The organism is Kordia jejudonensis (assembly GCF_001005315.1).
GTDB classification, from domain to species: domain Bacteria; phylum Bacteroidota; class Bacteroidia; order Flavobacteriales; family Flavobacteriaceae; genus Kordia; species Kordia jejudonensis.
The window spans coordinates 35,395-54,703 of record NZ_LBMG01000026.1 but is presented as its reverse complement, the minus strand read 5'-3'; the positions used below and the strand labels follow the sequence as shown (position 1 = coordinate 54,703).

Below are 19,309 nucleotides of genomic sequence, written 5' to 3'. Positions count from 1 at the left end.
ACTACATATTTACCTTTTCAAATTCAATTTCAAACTCAACTTCAATTCCCCTAAGAAATCACACCTGAACCTATTAATTCGTCTTCTAAATACCAAGCTACAAATTGTCCTTCCGTGATGGCACTTTGCGGATTTTCAAAATCTACATATGCACCGCCGTCAATTTTATAAATCAACGCTGTTTGTAATGGTTGACGGTAACGAATACGCGCCATCACTTCCATAGATTCATCTGGCTGTAATGCCATATCTTCACGAACCCAATGCAATTCGTCGTCTTTTACAAAGAGTGTTCGTCTGTATAGTCCTGGATGCGTTTTTCCTTGTCCTGTATAGATTACGTTTTCTTTTACGTCTGTTTCTATGACAAATAATGGTTCTACAGTTCCGCCAACGGCTAAACCTTTGCGTTGCCCTTTGGTAAAGTAATGCGCTCCTTGATGTTTTCCAACTATTTTTCCATCAGATAGTGCGTAGGTATGTTTTTGTGCATAAAACTCCAACTCTTCAACTTTGTTTGCAAATGTTGGCAATTCTTTTTGATAACTTTCTATATCATTTGGCACCTCAACAATGACACCTTCTTTTGGTTGTAATTGTTGTTGTAAAAAATCAGGCAGTTTTACTTTTCCTATGAAACATAAACCTTGTGAATCCTTCTTTTCGGCAGTAATTAAGTTTGCTTTTGCGGCAATTTCGCGAACTTCAGGCTTTGTCAATTCTCCGATAGGAAATAATGATTTTTCTAATTGTTCTTGTGAAAGTTGGCAAAGAAAATACGATTGATCTTTGTTTCCATCTTTTCCAGCTAGAAGTTTATGAATGGTTTTTCCATCTTTTTCGATGGTTTCTTTTCTGCAATAATGACCCGTTGCAACATAATCAGCACCTAAGTCTAATGCTATTTTCAGAAAAACATCGAATTTTATTTCACGATTACAGAGTACATCCGGATTTGGCGTTCGTCCTTTTTCATATTCATTGAACATGTAATCGACGATGCGTTCTTTGTATTGTTCGCTTAAATCTACCGTTTGGAACGGAATTCCTAGTTTGTCTGCTACTATTAAGGCGTCATTGCTATCTTCTAACCATGGACATTCGTCGGAAATGGTCACAGAATCGTCGTGCCAATTTTTCATGAATAGTCCAATTACTTCATATCCTTGTTCTTTTAAAAGATATGCGGTTACACTTGAATCTACTCCGCCAGAAAGTCCTACTATTACTCGTTTCATTTTTATTTCGTTCGCTTGTTTATCACTGTCCTTACGATTGATTTTATATTGAGAATCTCAACTGCGCTCCATGTCACTTATTTATTTTTCATGAATGTATGAAGTACATTTCAGATTTCATCTTACTTAAGACGTATGATATATGTATTGCTGACAAAGATACTATCTTTTTCGCTTTTTTCTGAGTGGTTTTGTGGGAAGCGTATTTTTAATAAAATTGAATGTAAAAAATGGATTTGACTGAGTTTGAAATAAACTTTTTCGGCTATATTTTAAAGATTTCGCTATACAGCGGGATTAGTTCTATTTACACAATTGTGTTCGTCTTTCGGACTTCACAATCGTGAATTTTACTAAAATTAAAAAGCCTGAATGCGAAAGAAACATTCAGGCTTTTCGTATCATATCAAGATAATTATAGCGCAGACAATTCAAATACTAAATATTCGAGAAGTCGATCCACCGTACTAAATCCATCGTCGTGATTTTCCGTATGAAATGATGAATAGAATACGCCGCCTTCTCCAACTAGAAATGTAAACGCTAAGTCTTTGTTTTGTTGCACTGAGTTGTTGCTGTTGTCGCGGAATTCAACTGGTCCGTTAAACCAACTAATTACCGTTGCATCATTTGCACTGTCGACAACTTGCCATCCTGGCAAAAATTCGTCCAACAAAATTGTATCATTATTATTTAAAGTAATTCCAAAGTTTATTTGCAACCAATCGATTAAATCTTGATCAAAAATAGTTGCTTCCGTAGACAATGATTGTCCACTTTTTTCATTGTCTAAAAAGTCAATGTATGCTGGTCCATCTGAGATTCCTTGCACATATTTGAATGCGAAATCCGTTGCATATAAGATTCCTCCATTGGTTACATAGTCTAAAATATTTGCATTAAACTGAGTATAACTTTCACTTAAACCACAGTTTAAGAAAATGATGTCGTATTCGGCCAACATATCAGGAGAAGCTACTAAATCTGCAAACGTAAAGCTTACATTTGGCACTAAATTGGTTCCATCTTCAGGAGAAAACATTCCTGGCTCATCATGATGATGTCCGTGATGTCCTGTAGTTGCTAATGGTCTTCCTATACCATTTCCTTGAATGATATCAAATAAAGGTTCTTGTGTAATTGGGTTTACCAAACCGATGTCGTATAGTATTGATTCTATATTATCGTATACTCCTTTTACTACTCCAATTCTTGGAAATGATTCTATCGGAATGTTAGGAATTTGAACGTCGTCATCTTCGGCTACTTCTACGGTTCTTGCCGAACTGAACAATCCTTTTTGCAATGACACTTCATATTCGCCTACAGTTAGGTTTGTAAGTGTAAAACTTCCGTCGGTTCCAGAGTATGTTTCGGCAACGACATTACCGTCTTTACTTGCGGTAACAACAGCATTTACAATAGGATCTACATTGTTTGGTGCTAAAAATTTTCCTGAAATACTACTTTCTGCTAATGGAGCTGGTTCATTGTCTTTATCACAAGCCGTAAAGAAGGTAATTGCAAGTAATAGAAGGGTTAGTTTTTGGAATTTCATATTGTATATCGGTTTTGATTGTTTCTTTAGAAAACTATAACACCTTATATAACAAATGGTTAAAGTGATGGCGTTTTGTATTAAAACAATTTAAAAACTGTTTTTCCCCTATTGGCTTATACGATTTTTTTGTGACACGAATATTTTTCTTGAAATAAAACCAATGATACATACGTTTTTTATGGAATTGGTAGATTTTGCTGTATATTCGATTTTATTGAAATAGTTATAGAAATATGAAGTATAGATTTTTGATTGTGGTTGCGTGTTACTTTTTTGTGTTTCCAAAAGGATTTTCGCAAAATAGCAAGATTGATAGTTTAGAGGTTAAGATTGGGCAAATGATTATGCTTGGGATTGGAAAAGATACCGTGATTCAGCCTAATAATGAGATCGTTGCCGCAATTAAAGCACAACAACTTGGCGGTATTTTGTTGTATGAAAAGAATATTGCCCAAGAAGCGTCGGTACAAAAATTGAAAAAACTAATTACAATGCTCCGTAAAGAAGCTTCATTGCCTTTGTTGGTAAGTATTGATGAAGAAGGTGGAAAAGTAAATCGTTTGAAAGCGAAATACGGTTTTCCCGAAACGGTTTCTGCAAAGTATTTGGGCGATCTTGATGATGTAGCTTCCACAAAATATTTTAGTGATATTATTGCGCACAATTTGTTGTTGTTAGGTATTAATGTGAATTACGCGCCTGTTGTAGATGTTCATAATGGCGAAAATCCGCCAATTGGGAAAAATGAACGTGCATTTTCTACAAATCCTAAAGATGTGATTAAGCATGCACGACAAGTGATTTCGAGTCATCGGTATTTTGGAGTAAAGACCGTTTTGAAGCATTTTCCAGGACATGGAAACTCGAAAGAAGATTCACATTATAATGTAACAGATGTGAGTAAGTATTGGAAACAGAAAGAAGTGTTTCCGTATGTAAAGTTATTGTATGAAGGCAATGTAGATGCGATTATGACGGCGCATATTGTGAATGAAAAACTTGATGATTCTAAGTTGCCTGCGACACTTTCTAAGAAGATTATGACTGATTATTTACGTGATGATATTGGCTTTGAAGGTGTTATTTTTTCGGATGATATGCAAATGAAAGCCATTGCGAATCAGTTTGGTTTTGAGAAATCTATTGAGATGGCAATTTTGGCTGGCGTTGATGTGTTGATGTTTTCAAATCATATTCCGATGAAAGGACGCGATATGATTTTACCCAAAGATATTATTGCGATTGTAAAACAACTGGTTGAAGATGGAAAGATTTCTAAGGAACGAATTGATGCTTCGTATCAACGAATTTTGAAGTTTAAGGAAGGATTGTGAAAAGAGATGTTAGACCGCTTCGCTGTTAGATGTTAGATCGCGCTTTGCGCTGTTAGATACAATGGAAATTAATTGAACTATTCGTTTTGATTAGGTTCTCGACTGCGCTCGAACTTACAAGTTGTTGATTTGAAATAATAACGATTTAAGTTTACTACTTGCCTTTTGAATTTCTGTTTTCACAGGAATGCTATTTATAAAACCAATAGAGGTTGTCTAAAAAAGTTTAAAAAAACGTCATTCTGAATTTAATTCAGAATCTCATTACACTGATTTTCAATGATTATGAGAAACCGAATCAAGTTCGGCTTGACGAAAATTTAGCTTTTCAGACAGCCTCTTTTTCTTATGATTCTAAAAAATACTTTTAGAATATTTTACTTTAAATTTACTTCAGCTAAGATAATCTAGAAACGCGTACGCGGTCTAACTTCTAACAGCGAAGCAATCAAAAATTCTATTTACTTTTTGTTTGCCTTTTTCTGCGCTTCTGCTTGTTCCATCATTTCTTGCATTTTCTTTTGGAAACGGTTTTGCTTTTTAGGCTTCTTTTTGTTCTCTTCTATTTTCGCGTGAATTTTTTCTTCATCAATAATGTAGTTTTTAATGACTAACATGATTCCGATAGTAATTAAGTTCGATACGAAATAGTATAAACTTAATCCACTTGCGTAGTTGTTGAAGAAGAATAACATCATTAATGGAGAGAAATACATCATGTATTTCATCATTTTGCTCATGTCTGGCATTCCTTCTTGCGTTGGCTGTTGCGACATCATTTGCTGACCTGTTGTCATACGCATGTAGAAGAAAATAGCAATAGACGCTAAGATTGGGAATAAACTGATGTGATCTCCATATAATGGAATGCTCCATCCTTCTGGGAATTGATAAATGGTATCATAGGATGATAAATCTTCTGCCCACAAGAAACTCTTTTGACGCAATTCAAATGCCGATGGGAAGAACATGAAAAGTGCATAGAATACAGGAATCTGCATTAATGCTGGAATACAACCTGCCATTGGACTTACACCTGCTTTTCCGTATAGTTTCATTGTTTCTTGTTGCTTCTTCATTGCATCATCCTTGTACTTTTCGTTGATTTCAGTAATTTCTGGACGAATTACTTTCATCTTCGCTTGCGATAAGTATGATTTGTAGGTTACTGGCGATAGTAATAATCGAACTAATATCGTCATCACCACAATCGCAATACCTGCTGGCAAGAATGCACTTAATAATCCAAATAGTGGAATTAGGAAGAAACGGTTGATCCAACCAAAGATTCCCCAACCTAAAGGAACGATTTCATCTAGGTTTCTGTCATATGCAGTGAGCGTGTCATAATCTGTTGGACCGTTGTAAATGTCCATGTTATAGTTGAGTTCGCCTCCTTTTAATTCTAACGGAATTGTTGCGCCAAATTCTTTTAGGAACTTTACATCTTTTTCAGCCATTTCGCTATCTACAATATTATTTGTAGACAGTGTTGCTGTTTTGAATGCTGTATCTGTTAATAAGATTGATGAGAAGAAATGTTGTTTGTAACCTAACCACGTCACATCATTTACTTTTTCTTCGTCTTCGGCTTGTCCTAAGTAACTGTCTTTTCCATCATCATATTCGTAATGCAAGTCTGTATAGCGATTTTCATAGGTAACACTTTTCGCATGACGGAAACTTTTTAGCTTCCACTCCATATTGACTGGCTGACTAACGTTGACAACTCCATTTAATCCTTGCGAACGCACGGTAAAGTCTACCATGTAATCATCCTTCATTTCATATCTGTATTCTAGATATTTGTCCGCCGCAACTTTCAGTTTCATCGAAAGTACTTTGCTGTCTCCATTTTCAGTGTACGTAGGTTCAAAAGGTAAATCTTTTGTACTTAGCAAACGATTGTCGGCAGTTGTAAGGTTGATTCCAAAAGAAGCGTTTCCATCTTTAACCAAATATACAGGCAAAGAATCGTAGGTTTTTAGTTCCTCAAATTCGCCTTTTACTATTTGTCCTTTGATGTGTGCTTCTACAATTTGTCCACCTTTGTTACTTATTTTTAGTGAAAGTACTTGGTTTTCAATTGTCGTTACGTCGTCCAAAGATACTTTTCCGACATTGTAACTAAATGCGCCAACATTGCTTTTGTATTTTGCGGCTTGTATAGAATCTGTTAAATCTACTGTAGTTTCCTGAATTGCGTCCGCTTTCGGATTTGCTGTTTCAGTAGTAACCTGCTCCGTTTTTGCTTTTTCGGCTTCTTCCTGTGCAGCAACTTCTTCTTCAGTAGGTTGCATAGAGTTTATCCAAAAAACTCCAATTAAGGCCAAAAGCCCAAATCCTATAAATTGTTTGTAATCAAACTTGTTTTCTTCCATTTAATCGTTATTTATGCTAATCTCATATAAAAGGCATCTACCTATTGGATAGACACCTTTTTTCTTTTTTTGTTACTCAAAAAAGTACCCAATTTACATTTTTATGCCAAAGTGGCATTTTGTTTTTTTTCTGAATGCATGAATGCTGCTTTTACGAAAGCCACAAATAATGGGTGCGGATTTGCTACTGTACTTTTGTATTCTGGATGATACTGAACACCTACAAACCAAGGATGAGAAGGCAATTCAACTATTTCTACTAATCCAGTTTTTGGGTTCAATCCTGTAGCAATTAATCCTGCTGTTTCTATTTTTTCTTTGTAATCGTTATTAAATTCATATCGATGGCGATGACGTTCTAAGATCATTGATTTCCCGTAGATGTCATGTACTTTACTGCCTTCTTTCAACTCACATTCCCACGCTCCTAAACGCATGGTTCCGCCTTTATCTTCTATATTTTTCTGCTCCTCCATTAAGTTGATTACTGGACTTGCCGTTTTCGGATTCATTTCCGTAGAGTTTGCACTTTCTAGTCCTAAGACGTTTCTAGCAAATTCTATGACTGCCATTTGCATGCCTAAACAGATTCCCAAGAAAGGAACATTGTGTTCGCGTGCATATTGTACAGCTCTTATTTTTCCTTCTATTCCACGATCTCCAAAACCTGGCGCTACTAAGATTCCGTCTAAGTTTTTGAAATCTTCAGCAATGGCTTTTTCCGTAATGTACTCCGAATGAATCGATTTTACGTTGACTTTGATTTCGTTTTCCGCTCCAGCGTGAATAAACGCTTCAAGGATTGATTTGTACGAATCTTGCAATTCAACATATTTACCAACCAAACCAATGTTTACTTCATTTTTTGGATTTTGAAGTTTGGTTAAAAATTTATTCCAACGCGATAAATCTGGTTTGTCTTCTTCTACTAATGCTAATTTTTTTAAGACAACCGAATCTAATCCTTCTTGAAGCATTAGGTTTGGCACATCGTAAATGGTTTTTGCATCAATGGATTGAATGACTGCTTCACGTTTTACATTGCAAAATAAGGCAAGTTTGTGACGTAATTCCTCCGATAATTCATGTTCTGTTCTACAAACTAATATGTCTGCTTTTATTCCACTTTCCATGAGTGTTTTGACAGAATGTTGTGTTGGCTTTGTTTTTAATTCGCCAGCCGCAGAAAGGTACGGAACTAGTGTTAAGTGAATTACAATTCCGTTGTTTTCGCCTAATTCCCATAGTAGTTGACGAACTGCTTCAATGTACGGTAAAGATTCTATATCTCCGACAGTTCCACCAATTTCAGTGATGACGATATCGTAGTTTCCTGAGTTTCCAAGAATTTGAATTCGTTCTTTGATTTCATTGGTAATATGTGGTACAACTTGCACCGTTTTTCCTAAGAATTCTCCTCTTCGTTCTTTTTCAATGACACTTTGGTAGATACGTCCTGTTGTTACGTTGTTTGCCTGAGAAGTTGGAACATTTAAGAATCGTTCGTAGTGCCCTAAATCCAAGTCTGTTTCTGCGCCATCATCCGTGACATAACATTCGCCATGTTCATACGGATTTAGCGTTCCTGGATCGACATTGATGTAAGGATCTAGTTTTTGTATGGTGGTTCTGTAACCTCTTGCTTGTAACAATTTCGCCAAAGATGCCGCAATTATTCCTTTTCCTAAAGAAGAAGTCACACCGCCCGTAACAAATATGTATTTGGTGTTTGCCATTCGTACTAATGTGTTGTGTTGTTGTTGTGTATTCGGCGGCAAAAATACAAAGAAGAATTCATAATCAATAAAGGTTGAATAACTATTTTTCAAGTGTATTCAACCTTTGTTTATTTTACTGATAAAACCTGATTATCAGCGAAGTATATTTTATTTATTTTTATGCGTCAGCGTTTTCTTCGGTATCATTTGGTTTTAACACCATTCCAAGTGCTGTATTGATGACTGTATCAAGAATACTATTTTTTAGGTGTCCTAATTTTATTTTAGATACGCCAGCGGCATATAATCCTTTGAGAACGACCAAATCTTTTTGACTTTCCACTAACCATTTGTATTCTTCTGGTGTGATGGCTCCACTGGCTAAAAATAGTGTCCAGCGTTCTAGTTTTTCTTTGGAAGCATCTAAAAAGTCTTGTACATCTTTTTTTGATTCCGACTTTAGATCCTCAAATTTTTCACCTACTAAACCAAGTAAGTTTCCTTTTATTTCTTTTAGTATGTCTTTAACGTTCATGTTGTTACTGTTTTGTAATTATTGTAAACCTAGTATTTGTTTGAGTTTGTTTTCAGCGGCAGGATCTTTTTTCCCTTCGTATTGAAGAATTAAATCCAAGGCTTCGCTGACTTGTCCTTTTGCTTCGTCAATAAAAACGGGACTTACTGTGCCTTTTTCTTTCCACATTTTCAGATAACCCGCTATGAATTTTTTATCAGGATTGGCGATCATTTTCCACATAGCATACCCAATTTTGTTTTCAGGTTTGTTTTTTTCGTATTCTACTATTTTTGCCAATTCGGCTTCCAAATGTTCAATAGCCGCCGTTTGCGAACTGTATTCCATGGATGATTTGTCCATTAATCGCAATGCATCAACTTTGATTTCTGTCCCTTTTTGATACGAGTATTGATCAAAAACTGCTTTTTTTAATGAGCCACAAGAAGTTACGATTAGAAACGCAAGTGCCATTAGGTACGTTGTATAGAAACGTGTTTTCATAGGTTGGTAATTTTTAAAATAATTGTTGTTTTACTCTTTTGATTGCTTCTACATGATATTGAATTACACGAGCTCGTCCTTCGCGCGTCATGAGTAGTGTTTTGCATTCTTCTTCATTGTCCATAAAGAAGTTTTCTGTTAAAATTGCGGGCATTCTTGTATTTCGCAATACGTAGAATTGTTTTTCTTTGTCTAAATCTCCATCAGAGAAATCGGTTCGTAATCTTTGTTCTGGAAATTCTTTTTTGTATTCTTCTCCAAAGATAGTAGCAATTCTGTCACTTTTTGTATTTCCGACAGAAGTAAATATTTCGCTGCCTTTTCCGCCACCTGCATTGGAATGCACACTAAGGTAAAAAGATTTTCTTCGATCTATTTTGTTTGCGCGTGTCATACGTGTTGCCAACGTAACATCTCTATATTCTGGTGCAATGTTGACATACGAAATACGCAATCTCGTCAATTCTTCAATAATTCCGTTTACGATAGCTCTATTGTATTCTCCTTCAAATAGTTGCGAACCATCGTTCCAAATAGGCGAACGTTTTCCAGGAGTTTGGTATACACCATCAATTAGGCCTCCATGTCCGTTGTCTAATAATACGATCATAATTTTTATAGTTGTAGTTAGTTTTATATAAAAAAACCTTTAAAATATAGCATTATTCAGCTCTTATGTTACTGATATATTGCTTATTAAAAGGGGAATTTAAAGGTATGGATTATTTGTATATGAAAAAAAGGGTCTTTTCCCCTTTTTGTGTAGTTGCAGTATGTAATACCAATTCTCTTATCATATGCAACATTAGAAGCGAAGTCGCATTTTACAGTAGAATTGGTATAAGGAAGGAATTCGTGAAATATTTTTACTAAAAAAGTGAACCGAAGTCCACTTTTGTGATTGTAATACTATACTATAGTTTTTTAATCCTTTTGAGGCGCACATATTCCCAAAGGGCATGTTAGTAAATGTGAACAAAAATGAACAGTTCTTCCTCCGCCTATGACTTCGTTTTGTTGTTCAAAATTAGAGATCGAATTTTTGCTTAGCTTTAAACTGTTTGGACTCTTTTTTTTCATAATATACTGTTTTGATTATGATATAAAAGTATGGTAAAATGTTGCCAAAAAGTCACTGTTTTACTGACTTGATGTGCCGATTTATAAATGAGTCACGTAATTTTTCATTTTATTAAAACTGTTTACACTACTCCCAAAACCATACATAGCCATATATAATTGAAGCTATTTGTTTTTAATAAAAAAATCAGAAATCTTTTTTCAGCATTTAGCAATCATCGGTAAAATCAGCCGCGCATATCATCCAATTCAGCGTTCCTAAGTGATCACAATCACAAGTGTTATTACAACTACCTCCTCCTAATATTGACGCAATTTTTACAGCTGTTCTAACCAAAGTTGTAGTAATGTCTGCTCCTCCTTTTACTTCGTTCAACTTACTGATTTTATCTTTGTGTAAACGTAGTTTTTGAATACTTCTTTTTTTCTTCATAATGATACTGTTTTAATGTTAGCTAAAACTCATTGAAATTTTGAAAGAATACGAAGATTCTTATTCTCCAATGAGTATATCAAATGTATGTGCATAAAACATCAAAACGTACTATTTATGAGACTTTGTGACAGATTCCTGCTAAATAGTGATGAATTAAATGTAAGAAATGATAAAAAAAGAAGTTTTTGAACGTAGCTATTTCTACTACTTAAGATCAGCCTAGTTCTATTTTTCAAATTGTCGCTGAATGTTATAGATAATCGGTTCCAAACCATTGATTTTGATATCGAGAATTTGTTCCAATTGTTGTCCCAATTTTCCGTTGGGAAATCCTTTTTGACGATACCAAAGCAAGTAGGCTTCAGGAATGTTGATAAGATATTTTCCCTTGTGTTTGCCAAATGGCATTTTTGCATGCGCCAATTCTACCAATAGTTTTTGTTGCGCTTCTTTACTAGGAAAATCCGCCATACGATATTATTTGATTTCGTATTTTTTGTATTTTTTGAGTTCTTTTGCAATGCGTTTTTGCCAAGCTATTTGTCCTGCATAATCTCTAGAATAGTCCGAACCGTTATCATATTCGTTTTGCATTTGTTGCAAACTTTCATTGATTTCAGTGTAAATTTTGTTGAGTTCTTGCTTTATATTATTTGAAAATTTGACTTCTTTGATTCGTTTTCTAAATTTTCGCGCATGCAGTTCTGTAATGTCAAAGTGCAATTGTTCATGTCCTAAAACGGTATCATTGACACGTTCTTTGATGTACCACGATTTTTCAGGATAAAATTCTGCTGAGACAGATGTGGAATATTCTATAATTTTAGAACTGTTTGAATAGCTTTTGGAACGAAAACCATATGTAATTCCCGAAGCGGTTATGGCAACAGCGTCCGAATTGAGCTCAGGTTTGCCTTCAAAGTTTCCCCAATGCAGTTTTTTGTTTCCTTTCCACGTGATCGTTTCTTCACTTTGCACCAATAGAAAGATACAAAGTACACCTATAAGTTTATACATTTATTTCCAATCAAATTCAACAATCTTTTCAATATCTGGATGAAGACTGTAATGAACAGGACATGTATTTGCTGTATTTTCTAGTATTTTTTTGGTTTTATCATCCGCTTCAAAAGGCAATGATATTTTGACTTCAATTTTAGAAATTCGTCTCGGATTAGAAGCCATCGTCTTTGTCACTTCTGCGGAAGCGCCTTCCATATTGACGTCCATTTGAGCCGCCTTAATTCCCATTACCGTTAACATACAACTTGCGAGTCCTGTCGCAACAGTATCTGTAGGAGAGAACGCTTCTCCTTTCCCATTATTGTCTGTCGGTGCATCTGTAATGAATTCATTTCCAGATTTTATGTGTTGTGAAACTGTTCTAAGGTTTCCTTTGTACGTTACTTTTGAAGTCATGATTTTATGTAGGTTATTTTGCTTCTTTTATTTCCAATCCGTCGTATTTTACAATGTAAATTCCTTTGTTGTAGAATCCGCCAAACATTTTTTTAGTGTAATCAAATTTATTTTCAACATAATTTGTTTCAGCGCCAGCACGCACACTTTTTGCCAAATTTTGATTGTATGCCAAACGCAATAAGATATCAAAAGTGATGTCAAAACCGCGTGTAGCAATTCTACTTGGCGAAATTTTATATCTCTTTTCGTATTGTTTGTTGAATTTATTGTTAAAAGACGAAGGTTTGTCAATTGACGGATAGTGAAAACTTAAGTTTGCCAAATGACTGTTGTAAATGTTAGCCGATTTGTCATATTGATCATTTCTGTCCGTTGTGAGCAAAACGATTTTATTTTTTTCACTTACGTAAGAATTCAATACAGAAGTTACATTTGCCAATAACGATAAGTCTTCAGATTCTAGAATTACCCAGTTTTCCTGATCTTCTTTTAGCAAAGGTTTAATGATATCTGGCTTGATGTAATTTCCTTTTTCTGGAACGATTTCCGAAGCAGAAGGGAAAATTGATTTTACTTTATTTTTGATTGCTGTTTTGGTTTTGTCAGCAATGATTATGATGTTTTTATCCACGCCTTTTTCCTTTAAGAAATTCAGCATTTTTTCTTCCAATAGTTCATTAGAAGGAATGGTTTGGTATACGTTTTTGTACTTTACTTCTTTGCTTGAAAGTGGCGAAATTACAGGAATTCCATCAGATTTTAGTTCACTCGCAGCTACTTCAATATTTGATGGCAACAACGGACCAATAACAGCATGAACGTCTGAAAAGTCGTTGTTATATACTAAATTTCTTGTGCTCGTTGTTTTTCCTTCCGTGTCTAATACTTTTACATTGACAGAGAAACCAAGTTTTTTAATAGAATCTAACGCCATGATTGCTCCTGTGTAAAATTCGGTTGCATAGCCTAGGATTCTATCTTTTCTGAGTTTTTCTTTTGTGGAAGTGACTGAATCAATGTTAATTTCATTCAATTTGAATGGCAACATTAATACAATATTGGAAACATTGTCCGTATCTGCATTTTCCAAGAAACTGAATTTGTCTACAATTTCAGCATCAATAACTTCTAACGATTCTGTTTTGGCAACAGGAAGTTTTAAAACCATTCCAGCTTTCAAACCGTCTTTTAGTGCAGGATTTAACAAAATTAATTCGGCTCGTGAAACACCTAATTTACGTGTCAAGGTGTACACTGTTTGTTTTGGCTTTACGTTGTAAAACGCAAATTGTTCACTACTTGCAACTTGTGGTTTTTCCGTACGTTTTGGCAATTTGATTTCTTGACCAATTTGTAAACCGTCTTTTATTTCAGGATTTAATTCTTCTAATTCTTCAATTGTTAAACCATAACTATGTGCAATTCCCCATTTGGTTTCTTTTGCTTTTACGATGTACGTTTCAGCAGTTTCTTCCTCATTTTTCTCTTCTTCGTCGTTTTTTGTAGGTTCTTCATTTGAAACAACTACTTCCGATTTCTGTTTGAATTTAGGAATTGCAATACGATCGCCTTTTTGTAATCCTTCTTTAGCAACTTTTTCATTGTACTTTTTAATATCATCAATAGAAACACCGTATTTTTTTGAAATACTGTATAATGTTTCCTTTCTTCTAACTTTATGATTGGTAAAAGTTACTTCAACATCTTTGGCAACTGTAATTGATTTTGAAGGAATAACCAATACATTGTTACGGCGAACACCGCGACGTGCATCAGGATTCAGTTTGATGATATCTTCTGGTGTTACTTTGTAGTCTTCAGCAATACTTTCGATCGTTTCTCCTCTTGCTACAGTATGACTTTTGTACTGTTGCGCTTTTACTGCACAGCTAGACAATAGCATCAATAATAAAAATCCTAACAACTTCTTCATTCTGTATCTTTTTTACTTTTTAATTATTCCCATTCTATGGTAGCTGGCGGTTTTGAACTAATGTCATACACTACTCTATTAACGCCTTTTACCTTGTTTATTATATCATTGGAGACTTTTTGCAAAAATTTATAAGGTAAATCTACCCAATCAGCTGTCATTCCATCTGTACTTTCTACTGCACGTAAGGCAACAACTTTTTCATAAGTTCGCTCGTCTCCCATCACTCCAACTGAGTTTACTGGCAGTAATATTGCGCCAGCTTGCCATACTTTATCATATAAATCCCAACTGCGCAATCCGTCAATAAAAACAGCATCAACTTCTTGTAAGATACGAACTTTTTCAGCAGTAATATCTCCCAAAATTCTGATAGCCAATCCTGGTCCTGGAAACGGATGACGACCTAATAAGTTTTTGTCCATTCCCATAGAAGCGCCAACTCTTCGCACCTCATCTTTAAATAATGCTTTTAGTGGCTCAACGATTTTCAATTTCATAAAATCTGGCAAACCACCCACATTATGATGACTTTTTATTGTGGCACTTGGTCCGCCTGTAGCACTGACACTTTCTATCACATCTGGATAAATAGTTCCTTGCGCCAACCAAGTTACATCTTGTATTTGGTGTGCTTCATCATCAAAAACTTCAATGAAAACGCGCCCTATAGCTTTCCGTTTTTTTTCTGGATCACTCAATCCTGCTAGCGCATCCAAAAAGCGTGCCGAAGCATCAACTCCTTTTACATTGAGTCCCATTCCTTCGTATTGTTCAAGAACACTTGTAAATTCATTTTTACGCAATAAACCATTGTTTACAAAGATGCAATATAGGTTTTTACCAATGGCTTTGTGCAATAACATTGCCGCTACACTTGAATCTACACCGCCTGATAAACCTAATACTACTTTGTCGTTTCCAAGTTGTGCTTTTAAGGCGTCAACCGTTTCTTCTACAAAAGCATTTGGCGTCCAATCTGGTGTTACGTTGGAAATCTGTACTAAGAAATTTTCGAGCAATTGTTTTCCGTCTGTGGAGTGATATACTTCAGGATGAAACTGAATTGCGTATGTTGTTTCGCCTTCAATTTTGTACGCTGCATTTTCAACATCGTGTGTGCTGGCTAACAATTTTCCGTTGGTTGGTAATTTTTTAATGGTATCACTGTGACTCATCCAAACTTGGCTTCCTACTGAAATTCCAGTTAAGAACGGTTCGTTTTCTTGTACAAAACTCAAATTTGCTCGTCCGTATTCACGTGTGTTCGATTCTGCCACTTCGCCACCAGAAAAGTGTGCTAAATATTGTGCGCCATAACAAACAGCTAGCATTGGTTTTTCGCCACGAATGCCTTTCAAATCTGGATGAAAAGCTTCATCAGATCTTACAGACATTGGACTTCCCGAAAGAATGACTGCTTTGTAATCGTCTACGTTTGTTGGAATTTTGTTGAATGGATGAATCTCGGAATAGATGTTCAGCTCTCGAACTCTACGCGCAATGAGTTGTGTGTATTGCGATCCGAAGTCTACTATTAATACCTTGTCGTGTTGCATACACAAAAGTAGTATTTAGATTTTAGATTTTAACACTTCAATTGAAGATTTTTTCACGGAATATTCACAACAAAAATTATCGCTTTTTTTCCTTAATTTTTATACTTACAATTCAAAATTATTGAGATAATTTCCTTTCTTCATATAAGCTTTTTCTGTAACTTTTAAGAAAGTTTATAACCATTAAATCTTTAATTATTATGAAAAAACAAAATTTTAAATCGTTGAAATTAAAAAAGAAAGTAATTTCACTAATAACTTAAGTTAGCTTTTTAGAATTTTAAACACATTATATACTGGATACATAATTTGTGTTGATACAACTTTAAATCCTCTTGCTACTCAGTATTGGAGTTGCAATACATTATGTCTTGAACTATGTAAGAGGAATCTACAAGATGTCAATTAAAATCTAGCGAACTTCGGTTGGCTTTTTTTTGATCTAAATATGTAAAGTTATCCTTTTTAAATTGCTAAATCATCTTCTATAATGATCGCTTCTGTTTTGGATTTTCGTTCTAATAAAGCAAATCCGAAGGTTAATACACCAACTCTTCCAATAAACATTAAAATGATAATAAGAACTTTTCCAACATTAGAAAGTTCTCCTGTAATTCCTGTGCTTAAACCAACTGTTCCAAGCGAGGAGGCGACTTCAAAGAGGATTCTTTCAAATTCAAATGTTTCTGTGAAAGTTAATAAGAACGTAAATAAAAAGATGATACTTGTATAAAGTATAAATGTTGAAGTTGCTACGTATAATCTTTCAAAAGGAATGGTTTTATTGAGAAAGGAAATTCGCTTTTGACCAAATAATCTACTTTTTAATACCGCAATCATCGCCGTAAGCGTCGTAATTTTAAGTCCTCCAGCCGTTCCCGAAGGTGATGCGCCAATATACATTAAGAAAACCACAAAAGTCAAAATTGGCATGCTGAGACTTCCTGTGGAAATTGTATTGAATCCAACGGTAGTCATCGCTGTCATTGCTTGAAAGAAGGATTCCATTAAGCGTGCATTTGAGTTTTGAATAGTTGGTTCTGTCAAATATACTAATGCCGTTCCTAAGAATAATAACAAGATAAAACCGTAAAGTACAATTTTGGTTGTGAACGATAATTTTTTCGATTTACGACGAATGCGATACCAAATGTCAGTAATGACAATGAAACCGAGCGAACCTGCAATCGCAAGAACCGAGATAATTGTGTTGATAAATGTATTGTCACTAAAATTTTCAAAACTATTGCTAAACAAGCCAAAACCTGCGGTACAGAAAGTGGAAACGCTGTGAAATATAGCAAACCAAATTGCTTTTAAAGGTTCCATTCCTGTGTCACGAAACGCTATGAAAAAACAGATTGCGCCAAGTGTTTCCATAACAAGCGTGAAAACAATTACACTTTTTATAAAGTCTTTAATTTTTATGGTTCTTGGCAATGTAAATTCAGTTCCCATGATTTTACTGTGCCATCGCGTAATTTTTTTTGTGGTAAATAAAAGATAATACGTCGTTAAAGTCATGTAACCAATACCGCCAATTTGAATGAGTAACATGATGATAAATTGACCAAAAAAGTTATAGGATTCATAAATTCCTACGGTTACCAAACCTGTTGTGGAAATTGCAGAAGTTGAAATAAATAAATTGTCTAAAATACTCACACTTTCATTGTGAAATAGTGGAATTGACAGCAATAAGAAACCAACAAGCATGTATAGAAAAAATCCCCAAACTAGATTCATTTGTGGCGACTTACTAATCTGAAATCTTCGATACCAACGTGATAGTTGATTGAAACTATTTTTTAGTCGACTCATAGTGTGGAAAGTTAGTTCTACATAGTTTTTTGTCGTTATAAATTTACGGTTTTTTTCATCCGAATAAAATCTACAATTCCAACACCAAAAATTCTCCTGACAACGGTTGTAAATGTTCCACCAACGTTGGAATTAAGGTGTTTCCGTATGCTAAATACAATTCAGAAAAGTTGAGTCGTCGCTCTTGTAATGAATTGTTTGGAAATAATGCTTCTTGCAATTCGGTGCTTCTTGAAACTTTATCTTTCAACATCCGCTTTTGTGCCTTTAGCAAACGTTTTTCAAGATGCTTTAAACCTTTGAGTTGCTTTTTTTCTTGTGCGGCAACTGCCCCAATAAACGATTTGTCCGTTTGTTCGGCAAGTTTGTATAAGTCTTTGAATTGCTGTTGCAGATGTTCTTTTTGTGGAGTAAAATCAATTTCTATGTCACTTAACTCTTTTACTTTTTTAGCAATTAAATCATCTCGTTTTAGAAATAAATCACGATTGGAAAGGTTGAGCTTTTCCATCTTTTCCGATTGCTTTTCCGTTTTGACAACTACGGAATTTCTAAGTAAAATCATCGGAAACGTTACGTTTACGGCTTCAAAATATGATTTCAATTCAAACCAATACGCCAATTCGCCACCGCCGCCAATGTAACACAAATTTGGCAAAATCACTTCTTGATACAACGGACGCAATAAGGCATTTGGTGAGAAACGCTCTGGAAATTGTTGTACTTCCTGTTGAATTTCTTCTTTGTTCCATCTCACGGAAGTGTCGTAAACTCCAAAAACACCATCTTCTTCCACAATACGTTCGCGAATGCCATCTTTGATATAAAATAAATTGATTTCGCGCGGATTTACCTGAATTTTATACGAATCGCCAGCTGCTGTTAATTGGTTTGCTGTTGCAGAAACTTCCTTGAAAGCAGTTTGTTGAAATAGTTCATTTTCCACAAACGGAATAAATAATTGCTTCAATGATTTGTCGTTTCCATCTACAATAACCAAACCGTACGTTTTGAATAATTCGTTGGCAATGTAACGTGTTGCATCAGTCAAATTGCTATGTTTTACATATCCTTCTTCAAAAAGTGATTGCAATTCTTTGGCGTTGTTACTATTTCCTAATTGTTGAGCAAATACTTCAAAAACTTCTTGTAATCCTTCCGTAGACAATTCGCCAACAGCGCCACTTGCCGTTCTATTCCATTGTACTTTTTGTCCTTTGTAATTAAAGAAACTAATTTCATCAAAATCATGATCTTCTGAAGCCATCCAATAAATAGGTACAAAATCGTACGTTGGATATTGCTTTTTGAGTTGCGATGCAAGATTGATAGTAGAGATAATTTTATATAAAAAATATAAAGGTCCTGTAAACAAATTCAGTTGATGACCTGTGGTAATCGTAAATGTATTTTCACTTTCAAGTTTGGCAATATTTCCCAATGTAAATACGCTGTCATCAAAACCTTTGTATTGTTCCAACAACGCTTTTACTAAAACAGTCCTTTGTGCTATCGATGTTAAGCTAGATTGTTGTTTTTCTTGAATTTGCGCTTCAAAATTTTCTAGTTTCGGGAATCGATTGTAAAACGGTTTTAGTATTGGTTTCTCTGCTAAATAATCGCACATTAACGGAGAAAAATATCCAGTTTCACTATAGGGAATACATTCAGTTGGCATAGTTGGTCGTCAGAATTTTAAAGTTGCAAAGATAGCGTTATTTGATATGCTATTTTCTCAAAATTTCGTTAAGATATTCTTTTTCAAAATTATATTGGTTAGCTTTGATGATTATCAAATTCATCATTTA

General features: G+C 34.8%; 16 protein-coding genes. 1 reads left to right on the top strand and 15 read right to left on the bottom strand.

Annotation, left to right across the window (positions count from 1 at the left end; genetic code table 11):
* Positions 1–50 precede the first annotated feature (50 nt).
* Both mnmA and AA089_RS13455 read right to left on the bottom strand, forming a co-directional pair.
* Entirely contained in the window at positions 51–1,238 is a 1,188-nt protein-coding gene (mnmA, locus tag AA089_RS13460) for a tRNA 2-thiouridine(34) synthase MnmA (RefSeq protein WP_046757485.1), read from the bottom strand.
* Between the two features lie 415 nt (positions 1,239–1,653).
* Positions 1,654–2,796 (bottom strand): carboxypeptidase-like regulatory domain-containing protein, encoded by a 1,143-nt coding sequence (locus AA089_RS13455; RefSeq protein ID WP_046757484.1) that lies wholly within the window; start codon positions 2,794–2,796, stop codon positions 1,654–1,656.
* A gap of 236 nt (positions 2,797–3,032) precedes the next feature.
* Between AA089_RS13455 and AA089_RS13450 the strand changes: the two genes are divergently transcribed.
* Entirely contained in the window at positions 3,033–4,133 is a 1,101-nt protein-coding gene (locus AA089_RS13450; protein WP_046757483.1) for a glycoside hydrolase family 3 N-terminal domain-containing protein, read from the top strand.
* Between the two features lie 461 nt (positions 4,134–4,594).
* Here the strand turns inward: AA089_RS13450 and yidC are convergent, their stop codons facing one another.
* The 13 genes from yidC to bshC all read right to left on the bottom strand — a co-directional run bounded on the left by yidC (position 4,595) and on the right by bshC (position 19,179).
* Positions 4,595–6,514 (bottom strand): membrane protein insertase YidC, encoded by a 1,920-nt coding sequence (yidC, locus tag AA089_RS13445; protein ID WP_046757482.1) that lies wholly within the window; start codon positions 6,512–6,514, stop codon positions 4,595–4,597.
* Positions 6,515–6,615: 101 nt separating this feature from the next.
* Positions 6,616–8,250: a CTP synthase gene (locus tag AA089_RS13440; RefSeq protein WP_046757525.1), complete on the bottom strand. Its 1,635-nt coding sequence runs from the start codon at positions 8,248–8,250 to the stop codon at positions 6,616–6,618.
* A 160-nt stretch (positions 8,251–8,410) separates the two neighbouring features.
* Positions 8,411–8,767, bottom strand: a complete 357-nt coding sequence (locus AA089_RS13435; RefSeq protein WP_046757481.1) for a hypothetical protein — start codon at positions 8,765–8,767, stop codon at positions 8,411–8,413.
* Between the two features lie 18 nt (positions 8,768–8,785).
* Positions 8,786–9,250, bottom strand: a complete 465-nt coding sequence (locus AA089_RS13430; RefSeq protein ID WP_046757480.1) for a hypothetical protein — start codon at positions 9,248–9,250, stop codon at positions 8,786–8,788.
* Between the two features lie 13 nt (positions 9,251–9,263).
* Complete coding sequence (locus AA089_RS13425; protein WP_046757479.1) at positions 9,264–9,860, bottom strand: N-acetylmuramoyl-L-alanine amidase; 597 nt, start codon at positions 9,858–9,860, stop codon at positions 9,264–9,266.
* 678 nt (positions 9,861–10,538) lie between these two features.
* Positions 10,539–10,763 (bottom strand): hypothetical protein, encoded by a 225-nt coding sequence (locus AA089_RS13420; protein ID WP_046757478.1) that lies wholly within the window; start codon positions 10,761–10,763, stop codon positions 10,539–10,541.
* A gap of 228 nt (positions 10,764–10,991) precedes the next feature.
* Complete coding sequence (locus AA089_RS13415) at positions 10,992–11,237, bottom strand: DUF3820 family protein (RefSeq protein WP_046757477.1); 246 nt, start codon at positions 11,235–11,237, stop codon at positions 10,992–10,994.
* A gap of 6 nt (positions 11,238–11,243) precedes the next feature.
* Entirely contained in the window at positions 11,244–11,783 is a 540-nt protein-coding gene (locus tag AA089_RS13410; RefSeq protein WP_046757476.1) for a DUF922 domain-containing protein, read from the bottom strand.
* Positions 11,784–12,185 (bottom strand): OsmC family protein, encoded by a 402-nt coding sequence (locus tag AA089_RS13405; protein ID WP_046757475.1) that lies wholly within the window; start codon positions 12,183–12,185, stop codon positions 11,784–11,786.
* Between the two features lie 13 nt (positions 12,186–12,198).
* Positions 12,199–14,121: a LysM peptidoglycan-binding domain-containing protein gene (locus tag AA089_RS13400; RefSeq protein ID WP_046757474.1), complete on the bottom strand. Its 1,923-nt coding sequence runs from the start codon at positions 14,119–14,121 to the stop codon at positions 12,199–12,201.
* Between the two features lie 23 nt (positions 14,122–14,144).
* A complete protein-coding gene (guaA, locus tag AA089_RS13395; RefSeq protein WP_046757473.1) occupies positions 14,145–15,680 on the bottom strand; it encodes a glutamine-hydrolyzing GMP synthase in 1,536 nt (511 codons plus the stop codon).
* Between the two features lie 465 nt (positions 15,681–16,145).
* Positions 16,146–17,501 (bottom strand): TrkH family potassium uptake protein, encoded by a 1,356-nt coding sequence (locus AA089_RS13390; protein ID WP_046757472.1) that lies wholly within the window; start codon positions 17,499–17,501, stop codon positions 16,146–16,148.
* A gap of 70 nt (positions 17,502–17,571) precedes the next feature.
* On the bottom strand, positions 17,572–19,179 hold the full coding sequence (gene bshC, locus AA089_RS13385) for a bacillithiol biosynthesis cysteine-adding enzyme BshC (protein WP_046757471.1): 1,608 nt from the start codon (positions 19,177–19,179) through the stop codon (positions 17,572–17,574).
* Positions 19,180–19,309: the final 130 nt, after the last annotated feature.

Coding starts and splice junctions, on each gene's coding strand:
- mnmA (WP_046757485.1), bottom strand. CDS start 1,238: ATGAAACGAGTAATAGTAGGACTTTCTGGCGGAGTAGATTCAAGTGTA.
- AA089_RS13455 (WP_046757484.1), bottom strand. CDS start 2,796: ATGAAATTCCAAAAACTAACCCTTCTATTACTTGCAATTACCTTCTTT.
- AA089_RS13450 (WP_046757483.1), top strand. CDS start 3,033: ATGAAGTATAGATTTTTGATTGTGGTTGCGTGTTACTTTTTTGTGTTT.
- yidC (WP_046757482.1), bottom strand. CDS start 6,514: ATGGAAGAAAACAAGTTTGATTACAAACAATTTATAGGATTTGGGCTT.
- AA089_RS13440 (WP_046757525.1), bottom strand. CDS start 8,250: ATGGCAAACACCAAATACATATTTGTTACGGGCGGTGTGACTTCTTCT.
- AA089_RS13435 (WP_046757481.1), bottom strand. CDS start 8,767: ATGAACGTTAAAGACATACTAAAAGAAATAAAAGGAAACTTACTTGGT.
- AA089_RS13430 (WP_046757480.1), bottom strand. CDS start 9,250: ATGAAAACACGTTTCTATACAACGTACCTAATGGCACTTGCGTTTCTA.
- AA089_RS13425 (WP_046757479.1), bottom strand. CDS start 9,860: ATGATCGTATTATTAGACAACGGACATGGAGGCCTAATTGATGGTGTA.
- AA089_RS13420 (WP_046757478.1), bottom strand. CDS start 10,763: ATGAAGAAAAAAAGAAGTATTCAAAAACTACGTTTACACAAAGATAAA.
- AA089_RS13415 (WP_046757477.1), bottom strand. CDS start 11,237: ATGGCGGATTTTCCTAGTAAAGAAGCGCAACAAAAACTATTGGTAGAA.
- AA089_RS13410 (WP_046757476.1), bottom strand. CDS start 11,783: ATGTATAAACTTATAGGTGTACTTTGTATCTTTCTATTGGTGCAAAGT.
- AA089_RS13405 (WP_046757475.1), bottom strand. CDS start 12,185: ATGACTTCAAAAGTAACGTACAAAGGAAACCTTAGAACAGTTTCACAA.
- AA089_RS13400 (WP_046757474.1), bottom strand. CDS start 14,121: ATGAAGAAGTTGTTAGGATTTTTATTATTGATGCTATTGTCTAGCTGT.
- guaA (WP_046757473.1), bottom strand. CDS start 15,680: ATGCAACACGACAAGGTATTAATAGTAGACTTCGGATCGCAATACACA.
- AA089_RS13390 (WP_046757472.1), bottom strand. CDS start 17,501: ATGAGTCGACTAAAAAATAGTTTCAATCAACTATCACGTTGGTATCGA.
- bshC (WP_046757471.1), bottom strand. CDS start 19,179: ATGCCAACTGAATGTATTCCCTATAGTGAAACTGGATATTTTTCTCCG.